We start from the raw sequence: 24,842 nt of genomic DNA on the forward strand, positions 1-24,842 counted from the left end.
AGGGGGTACACAAAATGACCTTTTTTGCGCCACGTTTCGCCCCCTCTCCGCCCTTTCACAGTCCCATGACCTGCCCCCTTGGCGACCTTCTGGCGGTTTGCACCTTGCCGGGATCCACGCTAGGCCATGACAAACCGGAATTTCAGGAGCCCACCGCATGTCCCCGACCGATCCCGCCCGCCTGACCGCCGATCTGATCCGCTGCCCGTCGGTCACCCCTGAAGAGGGCGGCGCGCTGGAGCTGCTGGAACAGATCCTAAGCGCAGCAGGCTTTGACTGCGCCCGGGCAGACCGCGGCGGGATCAGCAACCTGTTTGCCCGCTGGGGTGCAAAAGGCCACGCCCGCACCTTTGGCTTCAACGGTCACACCGATGTGGTGCCCGTGGGCGATGAAGCAGCCTGGACCGTCGATCCTTTTGGCGCCGAGGAAAAAGACGGCATCCTTTATGGCCGGGGCGCCACCGACATGAAATCGGGCGTTGCCGCCTTTGCCGCTGCTGCCATCGATTTTGTGCAGACCACCCCGCCCGACGGCGCCGTCATCCTGACCATCACCGGCGATGAAGAAGGCGATGCGCTGGACGGCACCACCGCGCTGCTGGACTATATGCAGGAACAGGGGGAGGCCATGTCGGTCTGCCTGGTAGGAGAGCCCACCTGCCCCAATACCATGGGCGAGATGATCAAGATCGGGCGCCGCGGATCGCTGTCGGCATGGTTCACCGTGACCGGCAAACAGGGCCACTCCGCCTATCCGCACCGGGCCAACAATCCGCTGAGCGCCATGGCGCGGCTGATGGATCGTCTCGCCAGTCACGAGCTGGATCAGGGCACCGAACATTTCGACGCCTCGACGCTCGCGGTTGTCACCATCGACACTGGCAACCCGGCGACCAACGTGATCCCGGCGCAAAGCCGCGCCACCGTAAACATCCGCTTCAACGATGCCCACAGCGGCGCCAGCCTGACGGAATGGCTGCGGGCAGAGGCCGACAAGGTCGAAGCCGAGTTTGGCACCACCATCGACATGCAGGTCAAGATTTCCGGCGAAAGCTTCATAACGCCGCCGGGCGCGCTCTCCGATCTGGTCTCAACCGCAGTGGCGGCGGAAACCGGTGTCACGCCGGAGCTGTCCACCACAGGCGGCACCTCGGACGCGCGCTTTGTCAAATCGCACTGCCCGGTGGTGGAGTTCGGCCTCGTGGGCAACACCATGCATCAGGTGGATGAAAACGTTGAAATCGCGCAGATTCACCAGCTGAAAGCCATCTATTCCCGCATCCTGAAAGACTATTTCGCATGACGGCGCAGATTGCGGTCACCGAGGACCGCGAGGCCTGTTTTCGCCTGCGGTTCGATGTTTTCGTCACGGAACAGGGCGTACCTGTCGAGGAAGAGATCGACGCGCTGGATGATGTGGCAACCCATCTTCTGGCCACGCAGGATGGACAGCCCATCGGCACCGCCCGCATCGTCTTTGCCGGTGACACCGCCAAGATCGGGCGGGTTTGCGTCACACAGGCGGGCCGGGGAACCGGTCTGGGCAAGGCGCTGATCGAAAAGGCGGTGGAGATCGCCCGCCAGACACCCGGTATGTCCCGCGCCAAGCTGGGCGCCCAGCTGCACGCCCTCGGCTTTTATGAAAAGCTGGGCTTCACAGCCACCGGCCCCGTCTATGATGACGCCGGGATCGACCACCGTGATATGGTTCTGGACCTGAACTAAGATGAAACGCCAAACCCTTGTCATCATGATCAAGGAACCGCGCCCGGGTCGGGTCAAAACGCGGCTGGGACAGGGGATCGGCGTGATCCCCGCCACCTGGTGGTTCCGGCATCAATCGGCCCGATTGATCCGATCCTTGCGCGATCCACGTTGGCAGATCGTTCTGGCGGTGGCCCCGGACCGGGCCGTCACCTCCCGCGTCTGGCACGCTGATCTGCCGCGTCTGCCGCAAGGCGGCGGCGATCTGGGACAGCGCATGAAGCGGATGCTCAAGGCGGCGTGCTCTGTCCCGGTCGATAGGCTGGGCCGCGCCCCGGTGCACGGTCCTGTCTGCCTGATCGGCGCCGACATTCCCGGCATCACCCGCGCCCATATCGCCCGTGCCTTTGCCGCGCTGGGGCACTCGGATGCGGTGTTCGGCCCAGCCACCGATGGCGGCTACTGGCTGGTCGGAGCAAAACACCCGGCCCGCCTGCCGCAAACCCTGTTTCAGAACGTGCGCTGGTCCAGCGAGCACGCGCTGGCCGATTCTGTCGCGACGCTTCCGGAATGGCGCATTGCGCAAACAGACATCCTGAACGACGTGGACACGGCAGCAGATCTGCGCCAAAGCCGCAGCTGACCCGCTCTTTTCATCATGACCTTGTCTTCGGGTCATGATACGCGGGAGATATGACCCGTATCCCCTCCAAGGCCGAAATCCTCGACTGGATTTCCGCCCACCCGACCCAGAACTCGAAACGCGACATTGCCAAGGCCTTTGGCATCAAGGGGGCTGACCGTATCGACCTCAAGCGCGTGTTGAAGGAACTGGAGGCCGAAGGGCACTTGGAGAAGCGCAGGAAAACCTACCGCGATCCAGAACAATTGCCGCCCGTCACCATCCTGACGGTCAAACGTCCAGACCGGGACGGCGATCTGTTTGGCCGCCCGATGGAATGGCACGGCGAAGGGGTGGAACCCATTATCCTGCTGATGCCGCGCGCCTCGGATCCCGCATTGGGGGAAGGCGACCGGATCCTGGCCCGGCTGACCGCCGTCAAAGGCGCGGATCACAATTACGAAGCCCGGCTGATCCGCCGTATCGGTACCAACCCCAAACGGGTGCTTGGCGTCTTTCGCACCGGTGCCGAAGGGGGCCGGATCGTTCCGATCGACAAATCCAGCTCGACCGAATGGAGCGTGGCGCCGGATGCAACGGGCGGCGCCAAGGATGGTGAACTGGTCGAGGCCGAACAGGCCGGTCCCAAGACCCGTCTGGGCCTGCCGCGCGCGCGCGTCGTCGAACGTCTGGGCGACCCATCGGCGCCCAAGGCGGTATCGCTGATCGCGATCCACCAGCACGGCATTCCTGACCAATTCCCCGATCAGGTGATGGCCGAGGCGGACGCCGCCAAACCCATTGGCCTGAAAGGACGCGAAGACCTGCGCGACCTGCCGCTGATCACCATCGACCCGGTGGATGCGCGCGACCGCGACGATGCCTGTTTCGCCGAGGCCGACACCGATCCCAAGAACCCCGGGGGCCATGTGATCTGGGTCGCGATTGCCGATGTGGCCGCCTATGTACGCCCCGGCTCGGCGCTGGACCGCGAGGCTCGTAAACGGGGCAACTCCAGCTATTTCCCTGACCGCGTGGTGCCGATGCTGCCGGACCGGCTGTCGGGCGATCTGTGCTCGCTGCATGAAAACGTACCGCGGGCCTCTGTGGTGGTGCGCATGCAGGTCGATGCGGAGGGCAACAAGATCGGCCATCGCTTCATGCGGGCGCTGATCAACTCCAGCGCCGCGCTCAGCTATCAGGAAGTGCAGGATGCCATGGACGGGCGCCCGAGCGAGAAGACCGCGCCCCTTCTGGAGGACGTGATCAAACCGCTTTATGCCGCCTATCGCGCCCTGACCAAGGCCCGCGCCGCGCGTCAGCCGCTGGATCTGGATCTGCCGGAACGGCGCATCGTGTTGGATGACGACGGCCAGGTCGCCTCGGTCAATTTCCGTGACCGGCTGGAGGCGCACCGGCTGATCGAGGAATTCATGGTGCTTGCCAATGTCGCAGCTGCCGAGACCCTGATCAAGAAACGCACACCGCTGGTGTTCCGCGTCCACGAAGAACCCGCGCCGAAGAAACTTGAGGCGCTGCGCGAAACGGCGCAGGCGGCAGGTCTGAACCTCGCCAAGGGACAGGTGCTGCAAACCCGGCATCTGAACGCGCTGCTCAATGCGGCGGCGGGCACGGACGATGCAGAGCTGATCAATATCTCGACCCTGCGGTCGATGCAGCAGGCCTATTACAACCCTGAAAACTTTGGCCATTTCGGGCTGGCCCTTCGCAACTACGCGCATTTCACATCCCCCATCCGGCGCTATGCGGATCTGATCGTGCACCGGGCGCTGATTACCGCCCATGGCTGGGGGCCGGACAATGGCAAGGATGGCCTCACCCCCGATGAAATCGAGCGGCTGGACGACACCACCACTCATATTTCCGAGACCGAGCGCCGCTCGATGATCGCGGAACGTGACACCACGGACCGCTATCTGGCGGCCTACCTGTCGGAACGGGTCGGCAATGAATTTACCGGCCGGATCAGCGGCATTGCTCGGTTCGGCGCCTTCGTGAAACTGGATGAAACCCATGCCGACGGGCTGGTGCCCGTGCGCACTATCGGACGCGAGTTCTTCCATTTCGATGCTGATGCCGGGACGCTGATGGGGGCCGATACCGGTCTCACGCTTGCCATCGGTCAGCGCGTCACCGTCAGGCTGACACAGGCCGCGCCGGTCACCGGCGGGCTGGAGCTGGAGCTGTTGTCGATCGAGGATCAGGCCCTGCCCAAAGGTGGCAGCGGGCGCGGACGACGCAGCCCGGCGGGCCGCACCGTCAAACGCAAGGCGGCAAAATCCAAACACAAGGCCGCCAAGACCAAGCGCAAGGTCGAACGCAAACGCCGCAAGTAAAACAGCCAATAGATCCGGCCTGCTACGCCGGTTCGGCGGCGCCTTGCGCGCCTGCCGATTGCACCCTTTTGCGATGGACCGGCAATGATTACATTCAAGCTGAGCAGACACTGAACCAAGGTAGTATTCCCATGCGGATCTGGATGAAGGCGGCAGCCCTTGCCGCGACCGGCGCAGTTGCAGCACAGGCCGGACCCGACGAATCCCTGCGCCCACCTGAGCGCCCGGTCGAACGGGGCGCCCCGGCGGCTGATGGCTCTTACCAGCTGGCGGCGGCGATCTCGTTGCGCCCCTTGAGCCGCCCCAGCGGGCTGGCACCAGACATCGTTCAGGACGATCAGGTGGTGCCGGTCGCCGCCAACAGTGGCTTTCAGGCCTGGATCAACGGATTCCGGCGCCGTGCCATGGCACAGGGGATCTCCTCTTCGACCCTGAATCGCGCCTTTCGCGGGGTGGAGTATGACAACGACGTCATTCGCCGCGACCGCAACCAGTCCGAGTTCACCAAGACGATCTGGGAATACCTAGACAGCGCCGTCTCGGACTCCCGGGTCAAGAACGGCAAGAAGGCCCTGCGCGAACAACGGCGCCGCCTGAACCGGATCGAAGCCACCTATGGCGTTGACAAAGAGGTGGTGGTCGCCGTCTGGGGCATGGAAAGCAATTATGGCAATCACCGCGGCAATATGAACGTCATTCAGTCACTGGCGACGCTGGCCTATGACGGACGCCGCGGGCGGTTCTTTGAAAAGCAGCTGATCGCGGCGCTGAAGATCCTGCAATCCGGCGACGTCGCCCCGCGCAAGATGACCGGCAGCTGGGCCGGGGCCATGGGGCACACCCAGTTCATACCCACCTCCTATCTGGCCTATGCTGTGGATTTCACTGGCGATGGCAAACGCGACATCTGGTCGGAAGACCCCTCTGATGCGCTGGCCTCGACCGCCGCTTATCTGAAGCGGTTCGGCTGGGTCAAAGGCCAGCCCTGGGGCGTCGAAGTGCAGCTACCGCGCGGGTTCAACTATGGTCTGGCCAGCCGATCGGTGAAGAAATCCCCCGCGGAATGGGCCCGGCTGGGTGTCGTGGGAACTAACGGGCGCGCTGTTCCCAACCATGGCACGGCCTCGATCCTGCTGCCCGCCGGCGGGAATGGCGCCGCCTTCATGATCTTCAAGAATTTCTCGGTCATCGAGCGCTATAACGCTGCCGATGCCTATGTGATTGGTGTGGGGCACCTGTCCGACCGCATCGCAGGCGGACCGGCGATCCAGGCGAAATGGCCGCGCGGCGACCGCTCCTTGAATTTCCGGGAACGCAAGGAGCTGCAGCAGCGCCTGTCGCGGGCCGGTTTCAACACTGGTGGCGTCGATGGGAAGATTGGCCCCAAGACGCTGGCCGCGATCCGCAGCTATCAGGCCTCCAAAGGTCTGATCCCGGATGGTTATGCCTCGCTCAAACTGCTGCGTCGCCTGCGCTGAGCCACACCTCACGACAAGCAAAAGAAAAGGCCCCGCATCCTCTGCGGGGCCTTCTTTATAACAGCGTTCTGTGGCGAATCAGCCTGGGCTCATGCCGCGCAGACGTTCGGAGCGGCGACGCAGCAGTTCCAGCACCGTCAGCAGGCAGATTGAGATCCCCACAAGGATGGTCGCAACCGCCAGGATGGTGGGCGAGATCTGCTCACGCAGGCCGGTGAACATCTGCCACGGCAGCGTCTTCTGACCGGCGGAGCCGACAAAGAGCACCACGACCACCTCGTCAAAGGAGGTGATGAAGGCAAAGAGACCACCGGAAATCACACCGGGCAGGATCAGCGGCATCTGCACCCGGAAGAAGGTGGTCACCGGATCGGCGCCCATGTTCGCCGCAGCACGGGTCAGCGAGCGGTCAAAGCCGACCAGTGTCGCGGTCACGGTGATGATCACGAAGGGAATGCCAAGCGCCGCGTGGGCCAGAACCACGCCGAAGTAGGTGCCCTGCATCCCGATGCGGCTATAGAAGAAATACATGCCCGCAGCCGAAATGATCAGCGGCACGATCATCGGAGAGATCAGGATCGCCATGATCGCGCGGCGGAAGGGCACGTGCGGCTGGCTCAGACCAATCGCCGCCAGGGTGCCGAAGCTGACCGACAGGATCGTCGCCATCGGCGCGATCTTGATCGAGTTCCACAGCGCCTGCTGCCAGTCGTCATTGCTGAAGAAGTCCTTGTAGTGCTTCAGCGAATAACCAGCCGGATCAAAGCGCAGCATTTCCGGAGTGAAAGTGAAGAAGTTCTCGGCGTTGAAGCTGAGCGGCATCACCACGAGGATCGGCGTGATCAGGAAGACGAAGATAACGCCGCAGATCACCCGGAAACTGTAATGCCACAGCACCTGACCGGGGGTCAGATAGGGCGGCAGATGCGCCCGGTAGCGCGAGGTCGCCAGCCAGAAAATGAACCAGCCCGCGAACCAGCCGAACAAGCCGCCCACCACCGCGGCGGGCAGCCCGCCGAACAGGTAGCCAAGCACCAGGAACAGCGCAAAGGTCGCCCAGCGCAGCGGTTTTTCCTTGTCGGTCATACCGGCAAAGACAAATCCAAGTACGCCCAGGATGGCGCCGCCGACGAGGATCCCGATCAGGCCGGTGGCCTGAGCGGTGCCCACGAAGAGACCAAAGAAAGCTCCGGCGCCAGCTGCCACGGCGGCGGTGAAACCGGGGGTTTGATTTGTAACAGGAGTCAATGCCATGTCGATTATCCCAGTTTCACGTTGTCGATGCCGACGATCTTGTCATAGGCCCAGTAGAGCACCAGAACGACGACCAGAAGGATCGCGCCAAGTGCAGCCGCGAGGCCCCAGTTCAGCGAAGACGAGATGTGATAGGCGATCCGGTTCGAGATGAAGACACCCTTGGTGCCGCCGACGATTTCCGGGGTGATGTAGTAGCCGATGGCCAGAATGAAGACGAGGATCGACCCCGCGCCGATACCGGGCACCGACTGCGGGAAATAAACCCGCCAGAAGGCCGTCCAGTTGGTCGCGCCCAGCGACTTCGCCGCGCGCAGGTAGGATGGGTTGATCGTCTGCATCACCGAATACATCGGCAGGATCATGAAGGGCAGCAGGATGTGGGTCATCGCCACGATGGTACCGAACTGGTTGTTGATCATCACCAGCCGGGCGTCATCCGCCACAAGCCCCAGCCAGATCAGCACGTCGTTGATGACGCCCTGTTGCTGCAGCATCACCTTCCACGCCGATGTCCGCACCAGAAGCGAGGTCCAGAAAGGCAGCAGCACCAGGATCATCAGCAGGTTGGCCGAGCGTGTCGGCAGGTTCGCAAGGATCCAGGCCACCGGGTACCCTAGCAGAATACAGGAACCCGTGATCACCAGAGACATGAACATCGTACGCTTGAGCAGCGTGATATAGATCTGCTGGTTCTCGGGACGCGCTTCGGCGCCATCCGGGCCTTTCTGCATGTCGATGGAGTTCAGGAAATAGCCGCTGGTATATTTCGGGCTGTAGGTCTGGATCGTGCGCCAGTTGTCGACGTCGCCCCAGTCTTCGTCGATGTCGAGGAAGGCTGCCTTGAAGGAAATCGGCTCCAGATCGGCCAGTGCTTCGCCCGCGGCCTGAAGTTCAGCCGCGCCGGGGCCGCTATAGCTGGCCAGTTTTTCTGCGCCACCGGGGGCCTGCACTTCGGTGGCAAAGGCCACGAAAACGCTTTCCCAGGGATCTTCTTCGGCCACGACATCCTGATCGATGATCGCCGTGAACAGCGCGAAATCGGTATAGGCGGTCGCCATGCGCGGGAAGAGTTCGGAAATCTCGGCGCCGGGCACAAAGCCGATATCGGCCGGGAAAACCTCATCCGTGAGATTGCGCATCTTTTCGCGCTGTGCGGTCAGCAGATCGGAATTGCCCGCCGCGCCACTGCCACCGGTCATGATTTCGAACCAGAGCGCCTCATCCTTGAGGGCGCGATCGGCAGCGCGTTCGATGGCTTTGACGTGGTCCTTGCCGATGTCATCAACCTTGCGGCCGCTGCTGCGGAACAGGGAGGAAATACCGGTCTGTTCATAGTTCAGGCGGGTGCCGAGCTTGGTATGCTCCTTAGCCTCTGCCGCCACAAATAGATCGTAATATAGCTCTTCATATACCGCGTCGCCGGGGGCTTCACCGCTTTTGGCGTCCCAGTCGGCAAGGGTGACCACGGTCTTGGGAAGCGTGTCCGAAACGATCCGGTTCTCGACCGAGCGGAACAGCATGTCGCCGATCGGGAGAATGAAGGTCAGAAGGATGAAGAGCAGAAGCGGTGCGATCAGCATCAGCGCACGCATCTTTTGCATTCTCAGGGCGCGGGCCAGGCTGCGCTTCAATGGCGTGCCGTCAGCCGCCAGAACCGGGCCGGATTGGGTGGTGTCGCTCATATCTATCCCTGTGTTTTGCCCGCTGTGTCGCCCGCGGGTTTTGCTCTTCCGGTCGTTCAGATGCGACCTGATACGAAGAGTGGGTGCCAGAGAGCGGCGGGCGCTCTCTGGCGAGGTCTTCAGACCGGCTTACTTGGCCAGCCACGCCTGGAATTTGGCGTCGATGTCGTCGCGGTAGTCAGCCCAGAACTCGTAGTTGTAGAGGAACGTGTTCTTTGCGTTTGCCGGATCGGTCGGCATGTGCGGCGCCATGTCGATGCCCAGTTCGGCGTGCTTGCCAACCAGCGGAGCGGAGGACGCACGGGCCGGACCGTAGGAGATGTACTTGGCCTGGTCCGCCAGACGCTGGGTGTCGGTTGCGAACATGATGTAGTCCAGCGCGCGTGCTTTACGCTCGTCGGACAGACCTGCCGGAATAATCCAGCCGTCCAGGTCGAACACCTGAGCGTCCCACATCATGGCGACGGGCTGCTTCTGCTCTTCGATGACCGAGAACAGGCGACCGTTGTAGGTGGAGCCCATCACGACTTCGCCGTCAGCCAGCAGCTGCGGAGTGTCGGCGCCAGCAGACCACCAGATCACGCTGTCCTTGATGGTGTCGAGCTTGGCCAGGGCCTGCTCTTGACCTTCTTCGGTCTCCAGCACGTCATAGACTTCGTCCTTTGCAACGCCGTCACAGAGCAGAGCCCATTCCATGTTGTTGATCGGACGCTTTTCCAGCGCGCGCTTGCCCGGGTAGGCTTCCAGGTCGAAGACGTCGCAGATGTCATCCGGAGGCGTGTCGCCAACCATGTCGGTGCGGTAGCCGAAGGTGGTCGAGTAAACGATCTGCGGGATGAAGCAGTCGGAGACCAGCAGTTCGCCGAAGTCTTCGGAGGCCGGGGTGCCATCGGGTGCGGCAGCCAGTTGCTCGTCCGCGTCGATTTCCATCGCCAGACCTTCGTCGCACAGACGCATCGCGTCCGCAGCAACCACGTCAACCACGTCCCAGGTCACGTTGCCCGCTTCGTTCATCGCGCGCAGCTTCGCAACCGCTTCGGCCGAGCTTTCGTCGTTGATGATCTTGACGCCGGTCTTTTCAGCATAGGGCTCGTGATAGGCCTTCAGCTGGGAGTTCGAATATGCGCCACCCCAGGACACGATGGTCATCTCGTCTGCCATTTCTGCGAACGCCATCGGCGCGCAGAGCGCCGTCGTGGCGGCAAGGGCTGTCAGTTTGGTGAGTTTCATAAACACTCTCTCCTTGTTGATCTTGAATTTAACTGTGATCCCCCGGTCACTTGGCCGCCGGGGGTTTCAAAGCGCGCGCCGTCGTCAGGCGTCCAGCGCGCGGCAGTCTTCGGGCAGCCAGCCGATTTCAATCTGCTGGCCCGGCTTCAGGCGAACCTGGTCCGGTGCGTTCCGTGTCTTGATAATGAATTCGTCATTTCCCGCCACCCGCAGACGGGTACGGAAGATGTCACCCATGTAGATGAATTCCAGCACTTCGGCCTTCAGGGTGTGGGCGCCTTCCTGCAGGCGTTCCTTGTTGTATTCGACCCGCTCGGGGCGAATGGAAACGCGGGTGCGCTCGCCGGGCTGGGATACGTTGATCGGCTTACAGTCGATCAATTCGCCACCATCCAGCTGCACCAGAGCAAGACCGTTGTTGATCTCTTTCACGGTGCCTTCAAGGGTGTTGTTCTCACCGATGAACTGCGCGACGAAGCTGTTTTCCGGCTCTTCATAAAGTTGATCCGGCGGCGCCAGCTGCTGAATACGGCCATCGTCGAACACAGCAACGCGGTCCGACATGGTCAGCGCTTCGGTCTGGTCGTGGGTCACATAAACCACGGTAATGCCCAGACGGTGGGCAAGATCGGTGATCTCGAACTGCATCTTTTCGCGCAGTTGCTTGTCCAGCGCGCCCAGCGGTTCGTCCATCAGAACCAGTTCGGGTTCGAACACCAGCGCGCGTGCCAGAGCGACCCGCTGCTGCTGACCACCCGAAAGCTGCGCAGGGCGGCGGCCGCCAAAGGCGCCCATTTCCACCATGTCCAGCGCGCGCTTGACCTTCTCTTCACGCTCGGACTTGCCCATCTTGCGGACTTCCAGCGGAAAGCTGAGGTTCTCGGCAATGGTCATATGCGGGAACAGCGCATAGTTCTGGAACACCATGCCGATGCCACGCTTGTGCGGCGGAATGTTGTTGATCGAAACACCGCCCAGACGGATATCCCCGTGGGTGGCGGTTTCAAATCCGGCAAGCATCATAAGGCAAGTTGTCTTGCCAGAGCCAGACGGCCCAAGCATTGTCAGAAACTCACCTTTAGGCATCACCAGGTTAAGGTCTTTGACGACGAGCGTTTCGCCATCATAACTCTTTTGGACACGTTCGAATTCAACGAACGCATCACTGTTTGACGCATCAGCCAAAACAGGCTCCCCGTGTTAATTTGGCAGTTTGGTCTGCACTCGTTGCACTGATGTAAACATACCCACCATGGTGGATGCAACCGGATCGTCCTTTCAGTGCTTGAAACTAGCTTAGGGACTAGCTTTCAGCGGATCGGACCGATTGCGACCGCAAAAGCAGAATTTGCGGCATATTTTAAATGATCATACAGGAGAATCCTCTGCCACGGGCTCCCTTTCACGAAAATGTGCAAGAAAAGGCCCTGCGCCGGGAAGATCCTTTGATTCCGGCGCAGGGCCTGTTTTTCAGGCAAATAATGCATGCCAAACACCGCTTTCCTGCCGAAATTCGGTGTTTGCGCTTAAGTTCAGGCGCTGTGCAGCAGGTCTTGCTCTTTCAGTGCGGCATAGCATTCGTCCAGCGACAGGCGGGCTCGTTCGATCAGGGTATCGATCTCGGCCGGGGTCATGACCAGCGGAGGAGAGATAATCATCCGGTCGCCCACATGGCGCATGATCAAATTATTGGCAAAGCACCGTTCGCGGCAGATATAGCCCACCGTTCCGGCAGGTGCAGCAAAGGCAGCCCGCGCTTCTTTGTTCGGTGTCAGCGCGATTGAGCCCATCATACCAACGATCTTGGCCTCCCCCACCAGCGGGTGATCAATCAGCGCCTCCCATTTCTCTTTCAGATAGGGCGCAGCCACATCCTGCACGTGACCAACCACGTTTTCCTCTTCGAGAATGCGCAGGTTTTCCAGCGCCACCGCCGAGGACACCGGGTGCCCGGAATAGGTATAGCCGTGATTGAATTCGTCGCTCGCGATCACGGCGGCGACCTCATCCGACACCACCGAGCCACCGATCGGCGCGTAGCCCGAGCTCAGCCCCTTGGCGATGGTCATGATGTCCGGGCGGATGCCCATGGTCTGGCTGCCGAACCAGTTGCCGGTGCGGCCAAAGCCACAGATCACCTCATCCGCGATCAGCAGGATCTCGTATTTATCGCAGATGCGCTGAATTTCCGGCCAGTAGGTTTCCGGCGGCACAATAACGCCGCCCGCACCCTGAACTGGTTCGGCGATAAAGGCTGCAACGCGGTCTTCGCCCAGTTCCAGAATCGCCTGTTCCAGTTCCTGCGCGCGCTGCAGGCCGAACTCTTCGGGGGAGGTGTCACCACCCTCGGCCCACCAATGCGGCTGGTTAATATGGTGGATATCCGGGATCGGCAGGCCGCCCTGTTCATGCATCGCCGACATCCCGCCCAGGCTGCCGCTGCCAACCGAAGAGCCGTGATAGGCGTTCTTGCGGCTAATGATGATGGATTTGGTCGGTTTGCCCTTCAGCGCCCAGTAGTGACGCACCATGCGGATGTTGGTGTCATTCGCCTCAGATCCCGACCCGGCAAAGAATACATGGTTCAGATCACCGGGCGCCAGTTCCGCAATCTTGTTGGCCAGAGCGATGACCGGCACATGCGAGGTCTGGAAGAAGGTATTGTAATAAGGCAGCTCGCGCATCTGACGGGCGGCGACATCGGCCAGCTCGTCACGGCCATAGCCGATGTTGACGCACCACAGGCCCGCCATCGCGTCGAGGATCTCGTTGCCTTCACTATCGGTCAGCGTGACGCCGCTCGCGCGGGTGATGATCCGGGCGCCTTTTTCCGCCAGTTCACCATTGGCGGTGAAGGGATGCATGTGGTGCGCGGCGTCCAGGGCCTGCAATTCGGCCGTCGGCATGTGGTTGGTGATCGCATTCATGGGAGTCGCTCCAAAAATAAGAGATTGGCCCCAGAATATGATCAAATTTCACGGTGTCAATCGAATCAGTTGTCCGGATCCAGCCCCATGCTGACCTGATCCATGCCCTGACAAACGTCCCGCTCCATCGCCAAAGCAGCCATTTCGGGATCCCTGCGACGCAAGGCCTCAAGGATGTCCTTGTGACGGTCCGGAAAGCTCTGGGTGCCAAAGCGGCCACAGACCACCCGCAGGGACGGGCCAAAGCGCAGCCATAGGCGATCCGCAAGATCGGTCAGGATCGGAGCGGCGGCGCGACTGTATAATGCGGTGTGGAAACTGTAGTTTTGCGCCAGATACCCCGGCACATCGCCTGCGGAAATCGCCTGATCCAGCGCCGTGTCGATACGCTCCAGCTCAGCGATATCGGCGTCCGAAACCTGTGTTGTTGCGAGCCTGACAAGCTCACACTCAATTGTTTTTCTTGCGAAAATAAGCTCTTTGACATCCGATGTCCGCAGCAGGGGAACGGAAACACGCCGGTTGCCCTGAAACACCAGAGCCCCATCCGAGATCAGTCGGCGGATCGCCTCGCGGACCGGTGTCATCCCAACCCCCAAAGCCGCAGTCAAACCCTGGATCGTTACCGCCTGCCCGGGCGCCAGTTCACCGAACAGGATCTGCGCGCGCAGCTTTTGATACACGGCCTCATGGGCCGGCGTTTTCGCCGCGCCGTCTTCTGCATTCTGGGCCGAAGATGTGATCTCTGTCACCTTGGGGTATCCTCCTAGTTTTTGGGCAGCTTGCACCAAGAACCACCCGGTGAAAACATAAACAGTATTGCCCCACGAGGCAAAACTTGATCAAATCCACCCCAGCCGGGCAATGAAACCGGCAGGCACAGGGAGATACTCATGACACTCAAGACGATGACACTGACCGCCGTCGTTGCCCTTAGCAGCACGGCCGCCATCGCGGAAGAGGTGCGCGTTTATAACTGGTCCGACTACATCGACGAAGCCCTTCTGGAAAAGTTCGAGGCAGAGACCGGGATCGATCTGATCTACGATGTATTCGACAGCAACGAACTTCTGGAAACCAAAATGCTGGCCGGCGGGTCGGGTTATGACGTGGTGGTGCCCAGCGGCACCTTCCTGCAGCGCCAGATCATGGCAGGCTCTTTCCAGAAACTGGACATGTCCAAGCTGCCCAACCACAAGAACATGTGGGATGTGGTCGAAAACCGCACCGAACAGTACGACCCGGACAACGCCTATTCCATCAACTACATGTGGGGCACCACCGGCATCGGTGTGAACGTCGGCAAGGTCAAGGAACTGCTGGGCGACGATGCCCCGATCAACTCGCTTGAGCTGGTCTTCAACCCCGACAACATGGAAAAACTGGCCGAATGCGGCGTGCATTTCCTGGATGCCCCGGCAGAAATGATCCCCGCTGCGCTGAAATACATCGGCGAAGATCCCGACAGCCATGACCCGGACGTGATCGCCAAGGCCGAAGGCGTCTTCATGGCTGTGCGTCCCTATATCCAGAAATTCCATTCCTCCGAATACATCAACGCGCTGGCGAATGGTGACATCTGCGTGGCAGTGGGCTGGTCCGGTGACGTGCTGCAGGCCCGTGACCGCGCCGCCGAAGCCGACAATGGCGTCGAAATCGCCTATCACGCGGCCGTCGAAGGCGCCCAGATGTGGTTCGACCAGATGGCCATTCCGGTCGACGCCCCGAACCCGGATGCGGCGCATGTGTTCCTGAACTTCATCATGGACCCGCAGAACATGGCGGCGGCATCAAATTACGTCTACTACGCCAACGGCAACAAGGCATCGCAGGAATTCCTGGTTGAGGACGTGATCGGCGATCCGGCGATCTACCCGGATGAAGCCACCCTGGCCAACCTGTTCACCACCACGCCCTATGCCCCCAAGGTGCAGCGCGTCGTGACCCGTCTGTGGACCAAGATCAAGTCGGGCACCTGATCCGATATCGCCTGATCCGGCAGGGCGCACCCTGTGCCCTGCCGGGCTATGCCAATACACCTTCCAAAGGGGCCAGTGCCGCTTTGGACCTGGACCGCGCAGGGGGCCGGATTGACACTTCCCGTTTTTGAACCCTGGAACGACCCCGAGGCCAAGCCTCTGATCGAGTTCCAAAATGTCACCAAACGCTTTGGTGAGTTCACCGCAATCGACGATCTGACAATCGGTATATACGAGCGGGAGTTCTTCGCGCTTCTTGGCCCCTCGGGCTGCGGCAAGACCACGCTGATGCGGATGCTCGCCGGGTTTGAAACCGCGACCGAAGGTAAGATCTATCTCGCCGGTCAGGATATCGCCCCGGTGCCGCCGAACAAGCGCGCGGTGAACATGATGTTCCAGTCCTACGCGCTGTTCCCGCATCTCAGCATCTGGGACAATATCGCCTTCGGGCTCAAACGCGAAGGCATGCCCAAGGACGACATCGCCGAGCGGGTGGAGAACATGCTGCGCCTGACCCGGCTGGAAAAATTCGCCCGCCGCAAACCGCACCAGATCTCGGGTGGACAGCGGCAGCGGGTGGCGCTGGCCCGGTCGCTGGCCAAGGCGCCAAAACTGTTGCTGCTGGACGAACCCCTTGGTGCGCTCGACAAGAAGCTGCGCCAGGACACCCAGTTCGAGCTGATGGACATTCAGGAGAAGACTGGCACCACCTTTGTCATCGTCACCCACGACCAGGAAGAGGCGATGACCGTCGCCAGCCGCGTTGCGGTGATGGACAACGGCAAGATCATGCAGGTCGCCACCCCGGATCGCATCTACGAGACCCCCAATTCCGTTTACGTCGCCGATTTCATCGGTGATGTGAACATCATCGACGGCACCGTCACGCCCACCGGCGAAGACAGCTATGCCCTGAACTGGAAAGAAGGGCAGGAACCGCTGACGGTCAAAACCCCCAACACGTTCTCGGACGGGCAGACCGCACATCTGGCCATCCGCCCGGAAAAGGTCACCATCACGGCAGACCGTCCCGAAAGCGCCGATAACGCGGTGCAGGGCAAGATCCTCGACATTGCCTATCTCGGCAATATCTCGACCTATCACGTTGAACTGCCCTCTGGCGCGGTGATCAAGGCGCAGGCTGCCAATACCCGCCGCATCTCGCGCCGGGCCTTTACATGGGAAGACACTGTCTGGCTGTCCTGGACCGCCACGGCAGGCGTCCTGCTGGCGAACTGATGCGCCGCTTTGCCCTGATCATTGTCCCCTACCTGTGGCTCTTTGCGCTGTTTCTGGTGCCTTTTGCCATCGTCCTGAAAATCTCGCTTTCGGATGTGGCGCTGGCGCGCCCGCCCTATATGCCGCAATTCGACTGGGCGACGGGCATCTGGACCTTCCTGTCCGAGCTGGACTTAGAAAACTTTGTCTGGCTGACACAGGACGATCTATACTGGAAAGCCTATCTCAGCTCGCTGCAGATCGCCTTCTTCTCGACTGTGCTGACGCTGCTGGCGGGTTATCCGATCGCCTACGGCATGGCGCGGGCGCCGTCCGAATGGCGCGCGACGCTGATGATGCTGGTGATCCTGCCGTTCTGGACCAGCTTCCTGATCCGCGTCTACGCTTGGATGGGCATCCTGTCGAACGAAGGGTTCCTCAACCAGTTGCTGTTGTGGCTGGGGATCATCAACGAGCCGCTGACCATCCTCAACACCAATACCGCCGTCTATATCGGCGTGGTCTATACCTACCTGCCCTTCATGATCCTGCCGATCTATTCCGCGCTGGAACGGATGGATGAATCGCTGATCGAAGCGGCCGAGGATCTGGGTTGTTCGCGGCTCTCCGCCTTTTGGCTGGTGACCATCCCGCTGTCGAAACCCGGCATCATCGCGGGCTGTTTCCTCGTCTTCATCCCCACCTTGGGCGAGTTCGTAATTCCATCGCTCTTGGGCGGATCGGACACGCTGATGATCGGCAAGGTTCTGTGGGAAGAGTTCTTCTCGAACCGTGACTGGCCGGTTGCCTCGGCCGTGGCGGTGGTGCTGCTGCTCCTCTTGATCGTTCCCATCGTGCTGTTCCAACGCAACCAGCAGAAACAGCAGGAGGCCGAACAATGAACAGGATGAGCTGGTTCAATACCGTTTCGCTGACGCTTGGCTTTGCCTTTCTCTATGTGCCGATGGTGATTCTGGTCATCTTCAGCTTCAATGAAAGCAAGCTGGTCACCGTCTGGGCGGGCTTTTCGACCAAATGGTACGGCGAGCTGATGCAGAACGAGGCCTTCCTCAACGCCGCCTGGGTCACCATCAAGGTCGCGGTCTTCTCCTCGACCATCGCGACGGTCCTTGGCACCATGGCCGCCTATGTGATGGTGCGCGGCGGCCGGTTCTTTGGCCGCACCCTGTTTTCCGGGATGATCTACGCACCCCTCGTGATGCCCGAGGTAATCACCGGTCTGTCGCTGCTCCTGCTGTTCATCGGCATTGGGCTGGACCGGGGGATTCTGACCATCGTTCTGGCGCATACCACCTTCTCCATGTGCTACGTTTCGGTGGTGGTCTCCTCGCGATTGGTGACATTCGACCGGTCGCTGGAAGAGGCCGCGCTGGATTTGGGCTGTTCCCCAGCCGAGGCATTCCGTCTGGTGACCCTGCCCATCATCGCACCTGCGGTGATCTCGGGCTGGCTCCTCGCCTTCACCCTGTCGCTCGATGATCTGGTCATTGCCTCTTTCACCTCGGGACCAGCGGCCACCACCCTGCCGATCAAGATCTTTTCGGCAGTGCGCCTTGGGGTCTCCCCAGAGATCAACGCGCTGTCGACCATCATGATCGCCATCGTCACCGTCGGCGTGATCTCGGCCTCGCTGGTGACGAAACACCAGATGGTGCGGCAGAAACGGGATGAACAGGCGGCGGCGCGGACCTGATGCGGCGGATCTTCTCTGACTACGCCTATGGGCCGGGCCCGCGGGACGGCTGCTGGTGGGATGAAACCATCGCTGCCCCCGACTGGCCCAGGTTGTCCGGTGAGGTGACGGCGGACGTCGCAATAATCGGCGGCGGTTTCACCGGCATGTCCGCCGCCCTGCATCTGGCCGAGGCCGGAGCAAAGGTCGCCCTGCTTGAGGCTGAAACACCCGGTTGGGGTGCCTCCGGGCGCAACGGCGGCTTTTGTTGTATCGGAGGTGCCAAGCTGTCGGGCGCTGCCATGCGCCGCAAATTCGGCGCCGAGGCCACCGACATCTATGATGCCGGAGAGGTCGCAGCCGTGGATCTGGTGCGCCAGCTGCTGGATCGTCACCAGATCGATGCCGATACCCACTCGGATGGCGAAACCCAGATGGCCCACAGCCCGCGCGCCATGAAGGCGCTGCGCCGACAGGCCGATGAGATTGCCGCTGCGGGCGGCTCACCGCAGTTGCTGGAACAGCATGAACTGGCCGCGAACGGAATGAACGGCGGCTTTTTTGGTGCCCTGACAACCCCGGTGGGATTCGGTCTCAATCCCCGCAAATACCTGTTCGGCATCGCCCGCGCCGCGCAATCTGCCGGGGCCCGCCTGTTTCAGAACAGCCCGGTCACCGGACTCAGCCGCGCATCAAGCGGCGGGCATATCCTGACAACACCAGACGGTGCTTTGCACGCCGATCAGGTGATCGTGGCCACGAACGGCTATTCCTGGGACGGGCTTCCGGACTGGCTGTCAGGCCGCTATATCCCGGCGCAATCCACAGTGATGGTGACCCGCCCACTCAGCGATGAGGAGCTGCGGGCACAGGGCTGGTTCAGTGATCAGATGGCCTTTGATACCCGCAACCTGCTGCATTATTTCCGGCTGATGCCAGACCAGCGGTTCCTGTTTGGCATGCGGGGTGGGCTTTTTGCCTCGCCGCGCTCCGAAGCAGCGATTCGCCGCCTGCTGCGCCAGCATTTTGACACCATGTTCCCGGAATGGCGCGCGGTGGAAGGCACGCATTTTTGGTCCGGCATGGTCTCGATGGCGCGCAATCTGGTGCCCTTTGTCGGGCCGGTGCCCGGTGAAAAAGGGATGTTCGCGGGCCTGTGCTATCACGGTAATGGGGTTGCCATGGGCAGCTATTCCGGTCGGTTGCTGGCCGATCTGGTGCAGGGCAAACAGCCCGGTCTGCCCTATTCCCCGGTCATTCAGAGCATGGAAAAATTCCCCTTTGGCCGCGCCCGCCGGGTGGTGATGCCACCCGCCTATGCGGTGATGGGGATGATGGACTGAAGCGCGGCAAGCTCCAGCTGCATTGCGGCCCGGTCCTGCGCCCCGCCTTGCTCCGCTTTCCACAGACAATAGGCTGCCATGCGCCAATGGAACCAGGGCTTCAGGGCCTCTGTACGCTCGACGACCTGCCGATCCGGATAGGCCGCAAGAAAGGCGGCCTCCTCGGCGCGGCTCAAGACTTTGCCGCGGTACAGGAATTGCATTGCGGGCGACAGAAAAAGTGCCAGATCCTCGGCCGGGTCGCCTTTTTGCGGGCATTGCCAGTCGATCAGGGTCAGTGTTCCGTCATGCGCCACCAGATTGCCCGGCACCGGATCACCATGGATCAGGCTGGTGCCGGAGGCGGGCGGCACCTGTCCTGAGGGGCGCATCGCGCGCAGATCCGCGCCACCTTGGGTTTGGGACAGGATGCTTTCGGTCTGCGCCGTCAGCATCGCGCTGCCATTCACGCCTGCGGGAACGCCTGCGAAAACCGGCTGATCATGCAACCGGCCAAGCAGCCGGGCCACTTCGGCAGCACCGCGCTGCCAGGGAGCGCCCTCAATATGGGAATAGGCCAACCAATGGCGCCCCTCGAAATGACCCGAAGTGACCAGATGCGGCACCATTCCGGTCCCGGACAAGGCCGAAAGCGCTGCAATTTCCCGCAAGGGATCATTGGCAAACAGCGGATTTTTTCGTCCCGGCTCGAACAATTTCACCACCAAATCGCCCATGCGCCAGACATGATTCGAACGCCCCCCGGTCAAGATCCGGGGGGCCCGCGCCTCAAATCCCGAGGCGTTCAGATACGCAAAAAATCTGCTGTGAAATTCAGGCGATTTGGCTGACAGGGTCCACTCCAGTCTTCATCCCCCGGCGAAATGCGAGGGTATCAGGGGACGATGCCCCCCGATGTTCCGGCGGTCCCTGCCCTATTGTCAGGTTTCGGCCGGAGCGTCGCGAAGCCCCGTCACAGTGGATGCCAAGATCGCCGAGCCGCCTTCGGTGATCAAGACCACATCGCCGCCCTGCATCTGGGTTTCCGTCACCTTGGTATAAACCTCGGCCAGATCCGTTAGCAGCACCTCACCGTCCCGGCTGCTTTCGATGGTGAAGGCATAGCTGCCGGGTTCGAGCGTATTCCCCTCCTGATCGGTACCATCCCAGGAATAGGGCTCCGCCGAAACAGGCAGGTTGATACGGGCGACTTCGGTCCCATCAGCATCGGTGACGACCATTGTCACCTGATCCGCAGCAGCCGCCGGATTTGGAGCCACCACCACCGGAGAGGATCCGTCAAAATACCCCGGCGCCGCAACGCGGGCCTCCATACCCACCCAGCCGGACATCGCCGCCATATTGGACAGGCCAAGCTGATTCTGCATGGCCAGCAGCAGATCATTGCCCTGAACCTGTTGCTCCACCATCGAGAACTGCGCCAACTGTGATGCGTATTCGGTCGAATCGAGCGGTTCCAGAGGATCCTGATAGCGCGCCTGGGCGGTCAGCATTTTCAGGAAGGTCTCGAAATCCGAAGTCAGCCCGGTCGGACGCGTAGCTTTCGCGGCGCTGGCCTGTGTCGTTGTCGCGGCACTGGCCGCGCTTACAGCATCTGTCATGGTTCAAACTCTCATATCAACGCCGGTCGAGCCCAACCGGAGGTTCTGTATCTGCGTTTCAGCGACCTCATCGGTCGCGCTCATATCGGTGGCCCCGGTCGAGGCGCCATGCCCGGTCCCGGCACCGGTGCCATCGCCCAGCCCCTGCTGGGCCTGCCCGCCCGCGGAATCACCGCTGCTGAATTCGAACGAGATGTCCTGGAACCCCATGCGACGGAATTCCTCGGCCAACTCATTGATATGCCGACGCATCAGATCGCCGGTTTCCGGGCGTTCTGTCTGGATGATCATGGTGATGCCGTTTTCACTGGTCGCAACGCGCATCTTCACCTTGCCCAGCTCTTCGGGGTTCAGTGAGACATCCACGTTCCGGTCGCCTTTCGCCACGAATGCTTCGGCCATTTGCGAAGCGATCATACGCGGGGTTTCCGGCCGGTGCGTGATTCCGGGCTGGAACACCGCTTCGGTCAGAAGCTGCGGCAATCCCGGAAGATCTGCTGTCATGCTCAACCCGCTACCGGATGAATCCCCCAGCAACCCCGGCGCCTGCGACAGTTTCATGGTGTCTGCCTGCAACGCCTGCATCATTGCAATGGCGGAATTGGTGGTTGCGTTGACTGCAGTGGCCGCGTTTGTCTGGACACCCGCAGCAGCAGTGGATGCCTTGGCCACTTCGGCAGCGGCCTGCGCATCACCATTGCGGGTGCGATAGCGCGCCTTGCGGGAATCCCCGGCTTCTGCGTTTTCGACCTGCATCTGGAACACAGACTTCGGCAGACTGTCGGCGGAAGATGTCTTGCTCGCGGCGGCGGCGGCAGCGGGCGTCGCCTTGTCTGCTGCAGCCATCCGGGCGTCAGCCGCCTTTTCTTCTGCTTTCAACGATGCTTTCGCCTCTGCCGGACTAGCCGGTGTCGCGGATTTGGTCGCGTCAGCCGCGGTTGCAGGGCTGGCCGGAGTTGCCGCCGCAGCGCCTGGCTTGTCCTGAGCCACTCTGGCGACGGCCTGATCTGCGGCTCCGGTCTGCGTTCTGGCGGGGCTTGCTCCCTCTTCCTGGGCCGCTTCGGTATTGACCGTCATGGCCGACTGTTCGCCGACCTTCACATCGCCACCGCCCGCGGTGGCTTTACCACCTGACTGTGCCGCCCGCGCCGGGGCCTGGTTTTCAATCGTCTCTCGTCCGGCAAAGGCTGCGCCTGCGGCAGCCGGACCTTGCGCTTTTTCCTCGCCTGCCGTCTGAGCTGTCGTGTTACCGGCTGCTTCGCCGTCTTCTGCCACCGCCGATCCGGCGACAGCTCCCTGACCTATCTTCTGCCCCACGCGCGCACCTTCAGGCAGATCTGCAGACCTGGCAGACCGTTTTTCCGCATCCAGAGCCGCATGTCCTGCCGAAATGGCCGCTTCGCTCGGCGTTTCAACATCCTCTCCCGCTGCGCTCCCGGTCGATTCTCCCGTCGCCTGATCGGCAACCGCGTCCTCTGATCTTGCGGACGCGCTATCCGCCTCAACAGCAGCCTGAGAATCAGCCTGATCCGCTATGCCGCTATCGATTGTTTCTGATGTTTGGGACTGTGCCGCCTCCTGCTTGGAGGATGCGTCATTTACATGATCTGCGAACGAACGATCCTGAGTCTTTTTCGGAGCATCCTGCGCTGGGGAGGTCTTGCTGCCCGTAGCTCCGCCAAGGGCCTGACCTATGAGTGATGTGGTATGCATGGGTTTCCAGACGTTCTATCTCGATACCCCCTTCTACCTCAAAGCGGTTACGGCAATTTTAACCGGTTATGTCGCAGTCTCAGAAAAATCGAAGCAATTCGTAGTTTCTGTCAGACCGAGGCCAAAATGCCGAATGCAACCATATCCCCCCTGTCACAGGCCCTGCCGCAGGCCAAGCCCCAGCCAGTGCAACAGCCCCCGCAAGATGACCCTCTGCGCAAGGCGGCGCTCGAGCTAGAAGCTTCATTTTTGGCGGAAATGTTGAAATCTGCGGGGCTTGGTGAATCACGCGAAGGACTTGGCGGCGGCGGTGCTGGAGAAGAACAGTTTTCCAGCTTTCTGGTCCGTGCCCAGGCAGAACAAATTGCAAAAGCCGGCGGCATCGGGCTCGCCGAATCACTCTATCACGCACTGAAGGAATCTCAGAAATGACTGACCAAAATCCCCAGACCCTCATCGATGAACTGGATACCATCCTCGACGAAGAGCGCGCTGCCCTTATGGACGGCGATCTGAAAAAGATGGAAGCCATCCTCGCGCGAAAAGAACAGGCGATCGAAGCGCTCAACAGTTTTTCCGATCTGGAACGCCAAACCCTTTCGAAGGTGCAAAGCAAGGTCACGCGTAATCAGGATCTTCTGGAAAGCGCCATGGAAGGCATCCGCTCGGTCGCAACACGTATGGCCGAATTGCGCCGGGTTCGCAAAGGTCTGGACGTATATGACAGCGCGGGCCGCAAGACCCGCTATGGCACCCGTTTGGACCAAAAACTCGAGAGGCGCGCGTAGGGAAATACAACCAACGGTTGATATCACAGAAGCTTGATCTCGTAATTAGGGTTCCTTTAGCAAACTCCACAGCAAAGTCCGCTTGCGCTTCGGGAAACGAGGTGGCGCGGAAGCCAGATGGCTTAACGCATAGTCAGAAAGACGTCAGAGATGTCCTTCGGGACAGGAAATACTCGGGGACGAAACGTCTCATATTGCTAAAGGACTAAAAGCTATGACCAGCATTCTGACGAACAACGGCGCAATGGTCGCCCTGCAAACCCTAAACTCCATCAACATGAACCTGGAGAATACCCAGAACGCGATTTCCACCGGTAAAGACGTCGCAACGGCCAAGGACAACTCGGCCATCTGGGCGATCTCGAAAGTCATGGAATCGGATGTTGCCGGCTTCAACGCGGTAAGCGACTCGCTGGCTCTGGGGGAATCCACTGTTGCGGTTGCAACGGCCGGCGCCGAACAGATCACCGACCTTCTGAAAGAGATGAAGGAAAAAGTGGTCAATGCAACCGGCGAGAACGTGGACAGCGGGAAACTTGCCGCCGAAGTTACCGAGCTGAAAAACCAGATCACCTCGATCATCAAAGGGTCGCAGTTCAACGGTGCAAACCTGCTGAACAAGAACGGTGGTGACCTGACAGTTCTGTCCTCGCTTGACCGCAATGGGACTGGCACATCCTCTACAGTATCCGCTTCGAACATCACCGTAGCCTCGGTTAATTTTGAGGATAACCTGTCCCTGGGGACCATCGATGTTTCGAATTCAACGCAGGCTGAACTTTCTATCTCGAAGATTGAGTCTCTGATCCAGGTTGCAATCAACGGCGCCGCCGCCCTGGGTGCTTCGGCAGCCCGCATTGAGAAGCAGGCCGACTTCGTCTCAAAGGTGTCTGACGCGATGAAGAGCGGCATCGGCGCGCTGGTGGATACTGATATGGAAGCCGCATCCGCGCGATTAAAGGCGTTGCAGACGCAGCAACAGCTAGGCGTACAGGCGCTATCGATTGCAAACTCGGCGCCACAGACCCTACAGCAGCTGTTCCGTTAAACGGCCTGATCCGGGGCGCGCCAGACGCGCCCCGGTTTCTTATCCTTAGCCCCTCATCGATGAACGAAATGTCGGCCTCGGCGAAGGACGTACTGCCATGGTGGATGGCACTCTGAAAAAGAGAAAAGCCATTCTCGCGCGGAAAGAACAGACGACCAAAAACCTCAACAGTGTTCCGACCTGAAACGCCAGCCCTTTTCGA

22 protein-coding genes are annotated in these 24,842 nt (G+C 60.8%); 13 read left to right on the top strand and 9 right to left on the bottom strand.

Annotated elements, in window-relative coordinates:
* Positions 1 to 157: 157 nt before the first annotated feature.
* The 5 genes from dapE (at position 158) to SM763_RS06090 (ending at position 6,161) form a co-directional block, all read left to right on the top strand.
* Entirely contained in the window at positions 158 to 1,303 is a 1,146-nt protein-coding gene (dapE, locus tag SM763_RS06070) for a succinyl-diaminopimelate desuccinylase (protein ID WP_368997982.1), read from the top strand.
* On the top strand, positions 1,300 to 1,725 hold the full coding sequence (locus tag SM763_RS06075) for a GNAT family N-acetyltransferase (protein ID WP_065272168.1): 426 nt from the start codon (positions 1,300 to 1,302) through the stop codon (positions 1,723 to 1,725). Before dapE ends, SM763_RS06075 begins: the two co-directional genes overlap by 4 nt.
* A gap of 1 nt (position 1,726) precedes the next feature.
* A complete protein-coding gene (locus tag SM763_RS06080; protein ID WP_368997983.1) occupies positions 1,727 to 2,347 on the top strand; it encodes a TIGR04282 family arsenosugar biosynthesis glycosyltransferase in 621 nt (206 codons plus the stop codon).
* A 50-nt stretch (positions 2,348 to 2,397) separates the two neighbouring features.
* Positions 2,398 to 4,683, top strand: coding sequence for a ribonuclease R (gene rnr / locus SM763_RS06085; protein ID WP_368997984.1), 2,286 nt, complete (start codon positions 2,398 to 2,400; stop codon positions 4,681 to 4,683).
* 131 nt (positions 4,684 to 4,814) lie between these two features.
* Entirely contained in the window at positions 4,815 to 6,161 is a 1,347-nt protein-coding gene (locus SM763_RS06090) for a lytic murein transglycosylase (RefSeq protein WP_368948529.1), read from the top strand.
* Between the two features lie 78 nt (positions 6,162 to 6,239).
* On the opposite strand, the gene SM763_RS06095 is transcribed toward SM763_RS06090, so the two are convergent.
* The 6 genes from SM763_RS06095 to SM763_RS06120 form a co-directional block, all read right to left on the bottom strand.
* A complete protein-coding gene (locus SM763_RS06095; protein ID WP_065272164.1) occupies positions 6,240 to 7,415 on the bottom strand; it encodes an ABC transporter permease in 1,176 nt (391 codons plus the stop codon).
* A 5-nt stretch (positions 7,416 to 7,420) separates the two neighbouring features.
* Complete coding sequence (locus SM763_RS06100) at positions 7,421 to 9,100, bottom strand: ABC transporter permease (protein ID WP_368997985.1); 1,680 nt, start codon at positions 9,098 to 9,100, stop codon at positions 7,421 to 7,423.
* A gap of 129 nt (positions 9,101 to 9,229) precedes the next feature.
* Positions 9,230 to 10,330 carry an extracellular solute-binding protein gene (locus SM763_RS06105; RefSeq protein ID WP_065272162.1) on the bottom strand — a complete coding sequence of 367 codons (1,101 nt, stop codon included), beginning with the start codon at positions 10,328 to 10,330 and terminating at the stop codon, positions 9,230 to 9,232.
* A gap of 84 nt (positions 10,331 to 10,414) precedes the next feature.
* Complete coding sequence (locus SM763_RS06110; RefSeq protein ID WP_274829392.1) at positions 10,415 to 11,515, bottom strand: ABC transporter ATP-binding protein; 1,101 nt, start codon at positions 11,513 to 11,515, stop codon at positions 10,415 to 10,417.
* A 347-nt stretch (positions 11,516 to 11,862) separates the two neighbouring features.
* On the bottom strand, positions 11,863 to 13,257 hold the full coding sequence (locus SM763_RS06115; RefSeq protein WP_274835466.1) for an aspartate aminotransferase family protein: 1,395 nt from the start codon (positions 13,255 to 13,257) through the stop codon (positions 11,863 to 11,865).
* 65 nt (positions 13,258 to 13,322) lie between these two features.
* Positions 13,323 to 14,009, bottom strand: coding sequence for a GntR family transcriptional regulator (locus SM763_RS06120; protein ID WP_274829391.1), 687 nt, complete (start codon positions 14,007 to 14,009; stop codon positions 13,323 to 13,325).
* A gap of 141 nt (positions 14,010 to 14,150) precedes the next feature.
* On the opposite strand from SM763_RS06120, the gene SM763_RS06125 reads away from it, so the two are divergent.
* The 5 genes from SM763_RS06125 (at position 14,151) to SM763_RS06145 (ending at position 19,490) form a co-directional block, all read left to right on the top strand.
* A complete protein-coding gene (locus tag SM763_RS06125) occupies positions 14,151 to 15,236 on the top strand; it encodes a polyamine ABC transporter substrate-binding protein (protein ID WP_065272159.1) in 1,086 nt (361 codons plus the stop codon).
* 111 nt (positions 15,237 to 15,347) lie between these two features.
* On the top strand, positions 15,348 to 16,475 hold the full coding sequence (locus SM763_RS06130) for an ABC transporter ATP-binding protein (protein WP_368997986.1): 1,128 nt from the start codon (positions 15,348 to 15,350) through the stop codon (positions 16,473 to 16,475).
* Entirely contained in the window at positions 16,475 to 17,356 is an 882-nt protein-coding gene (locus SM763_RS06135) for an ABC transporter permease subunit (protein WP_368997987.1), read from the top strand. The genes SM763_RS06130 and SM763_RS06135 overlap by 1 nt, the downstream gene beginning before the upstream one ends.
* The gene (locus SM763_RS06140; RefSeq protein WP_274831677.1) at positions 17,353 to 18,168 is read left to right on the top strand and encodes an ABC transporter permease; all 816 of its coding nucleotides are present in this window, start codon (positions 17,353 to 17,355) and stop codon (positions 18,166 to 18,168) included. The genes SM763_RS06135 and SM763_RS06140 overlap by 4 nt, the downstream gene beginning before the upstream one ends.
* Complete coding sequence (locus tag SM763_RS06145) at positions 18,168 to 19,490, top strand: NAD(P)/FAD-dependent oxidoreductase (RefSeq protein ID WP_368997988.1); 1,323 nt, start codon at positions 18,168 to 18,170, stop codon at positions 19,488 to 19,490. The genes SM763_RS06140 and SM763_RS06145 overlap by 1 nt, the downstream gene beginning before the upstream one ends.
* Here the strand turns inward: SM763_RS06145 and SM763_RS06150 are convergent.
* From SM763_RS06150 to fliK, 3 genes are all read right to left on the bottom strand, one after another.
* Positions 19,463 to 20,239 (bottom strand): phosphotransferase family protein, encoded by a 777-nt coding sequence (locus SM763_RS06150; protein WP_368997989.1) that lies wholly within the window; start codon positions 20,237 to 20,239, stop codon positions 19,463 to 19,465. The two genes, SM763_RS06145 and SM763_RS06150, sit on opposite strands and share 28 nt — an antisense overlap.
* Before the next feature lie 171 nt (positions 20,240 to 20,410).
* Complete coding sequence (locus tag SM763_RS06155) at positions 20,411 to 21,091, bottom strand: FlgD immunoglobulin-like domain containing protein (protein ID WP_368997990.1); 681 nt, start codon at positions 21,089 to 21,091, stop codon at positions 20,411 to 20,413.
* 3 nt (positions 21,092 to 21,094) lie between these two features.
* Entirely contained in the window at positions 21,095 to 22,408 is a 1,314-nt protein-coding gene (gene fliK / locus SM763_RS06160; protein WP_368997991.1) for a flagellar hook-length control protein FliK, read from the bottom strand.
* Between the two features lie 522 nt (positions 22,409 to 22,930).
* Between fliK and SM763_RS06165 the strand changes: the two genes are divergently transcribed.
* The 3 genes from SM763_RS06165 (at position 22,931) to SM763_RS06175 (ending at position 24,640) form a co-directional block, all read left to right on the top strand.
* Positions 22,931 to 23,236, top strand: a complete 306-nt coding sequence (locus SM763_RS06165) for a rod-binding protein (protein ID WP_274831681.1) — start codon at positions 22,931 to 22,933, stop codon at positions 23,234 to 23,236.
* Complete coding sequence (locus SM763_RS06170) at positions 23,233 to 23,592, top strand: flagellar export chaperone FlgN (RefSeq protein ID WP_065272151.1); 360 nt, start codon at positions 23,233 to 23,235, stop codon at positions 23,590 to 23,592. The genes SM763_RS06165 and SM763_RS06170 overlap by 4 nt, the downstream gene beginning before the upstream one ends.
* Before the next feature lie 214 nt (positions 23,593 to 23,806).
* Complete coding sequence (locus SM763_RS06175; RefSeq protein ID WP_368997992.1) at positions 23,807 to 24,640, top strand: flagellin N-terminal helical domain-containing protein; 834 nt, start codon at positions 23,807 to 23,809, stop codon at positions 24,638 to 24,640.
* Positions 24,641 to 24,842: the final 202 nt, after the last annotated feature.

It is taken from the genome of Pseudophaeobacter sp. C1-32P7, from assembly GCF_041008775.1.
Lineage (GTDB): Bacteria > Pseudomonadota > Alphaproteobacteria > Rhodobacterales > Rhodobacteraceae > Phycobacter > Phycobacter gallaeciensis_A.

Bases quoted from the DNA above. Each gene is read 5' to 3' on its own strand.
- dapE (WP_368997982.1), top strand. From the start codon at position 158: ATGTCCCCGACCGATCCCGCCCGCCTGACCGCCGATCTGATCCGCTGC.
- SM763_RS06075 (WP_065272168.1), top strand. From the start codon at position 1,300: ATGACGGCGCAGATTGCGGTCACCGAGGACCGCGAGGCCTGTTTTCGC.
- SM763_RS06080 (WP_368997983.1), top strand. From the start codon at position 1,727: ATGAAACGCCAAACCCTTGTCATCATGATCAAGGAACCGCGCCCGGGT.
- rnr (WP_368997984.1), top strand. From the start codon at position 2,398: ATGACCCGTATCCCCTCCAAGGCCGAAATCCTCGACTGGATTTCCGCC.
- SM763_RS06090 (WP_368948529.1), top strand. From the start codon at position 4,815: ATGCGGATCTGGATGAAGGCGGCAGCCCTTGCCGCGACCGGCGCAGTT.
- SM763_RS06095 (WP_065272164.1), bottom strand. From the start codon at position 7,415: ATGGCATTGACTCCTGTTACAAATCAAACCCCCGGTTTCACCGCCGCC.
- SM763_RS06100 (WP_368997985.1), bottom strand. From the start codon at position 9,100: ATGAGCGACACCACCCAATCCGGCCCGGTTCTGGCGGCTGACGGCACG.
- SM763_RS06105 (WP_065272162.1), bottom strand. From the start codon at position 10,330: ATGAAACTCACCAAACTGACAGCCCTTGCCGCCACGACGGCGCTCTGC.
- SM763_RS06115 (WP_274835466.1), bottom strand. From the start codon at position 13,257: ATGAATGCGATCACCAACCACATGCCGACGGCCGAATTGCAGGCCCTG.
- SM763_RS06125 (WP_065272159.1), top strand. From the start codon at position 14,151: ATGACACTCAAGACGATGACACTGACCGCCGTCGTTGCCCTTAGCAGC.
- SM763_RS06135 (WP_368997987.1), top strand. From the start codon at position 16,475: ATGCGCCGCTTTGCCCTGATCATTGTCCCCTACCTGTGGCTCTTTGCG.
- SM763_RS06140 (WP_274831677.1), top strand. From the start codon at position 17,353: ATGAACAGGATGAGCTGGTTCAATACCGTTTCGCTGACGCTTGGCTTT.
- SM763_RS06145 (WP_368997988.1), top strand. From the start codon at position 18,168: ATGCGGCGGATCTTCTCTGACTACGCCTATGGGCCGGGCCCGCGGGAC.
- SM763_RS06155 (WP_368997990.1), bottom strand. From the start codon at position 21,091: ATGACAGATGCTGTAAGCGCGGCCAGTGCCGCGACAACGACACAGGCC.
- SM763_RS06165 (WP_274831681.1), top strand. From the start codon at position 22,931: ATGCCGAATGCAACCATATCCCCCCTGTCACAGGCCCTGCCGCAGGCC.
- SM763_RS06170 (WP_065272151.1), top strand. From the start codon at position 23,233: ATGACTGACCAAAATCCCCAGACCCTCATCGATGAACTGGATACCATC.
- SM763_RS06175 (WP_368997992.1), top strand. From the start codon at position 23,807: ATGACCAGCATTCTGACGAACAACGGCGCAATGGTCGCCCTGCAAACC.